Raw genomic sequence first — 491 nt, forward strand, 5'->3', positions numbered from 1 at the left:
GATTTAGCTGCTGCTAAAGCCAAGGCTAAGGCTGAAATTCAGGCAGAAGCTGATAAGGTTAAACCTGGCTTAACTAATCAAGCAGATAAAGATACAGTTGATACAATTGCCAAAGATGCGATTAGTAAGATCGACGATCCAACAATGACTGATAGTACGGTTGTAACTACAACTAAAGACAAGGCAATCGCTGATATTGATGCTGTTAAGGACAATGCTGGTAAGACCGATTTAGCTGCTGCTAAAGCCAAGGCCAAGGCTGAAATTCAGGCAGAAGCTGATAAGGTTAAACCTGGCTTAACTAATCAAGCAGATAAAGATGCAGTTGATAAAATTGCCAAAGATGCGATTAGTAAGATCGACGATCCAACAATGACTGATAGTGCGGCTGTAACTACAACTAAAGACAAGGCAATCGCTGATATTGATGCCGTTAAGGATAGTGCTGGTAAGACCGATTTAGCTGCTGCTAAAGCCAAGGCCAAGGCTGA

1 pseudogene is annotated in these 491 nt (G+C 42.0%); it reads left to right on the forward strand.

Annotation, left to right across the window (positions count from 1 at the left end):
• A pseudogene (locus BM203_RS08335) lies at window positions 1-491 on the forward strand (hypothetical protein); the annotation flags it as partial.

This window comes from Lactobacillus bombicola, assembly GCF_900112665.1.
In the GTDB taxonomy this organism is placed as follows: domain Bacteria; phylum Bacillota; class Bacilli; order Lactobacillales; family Lactobacillaceae; genus Lactobacillus; species Lactobacillus bombicola.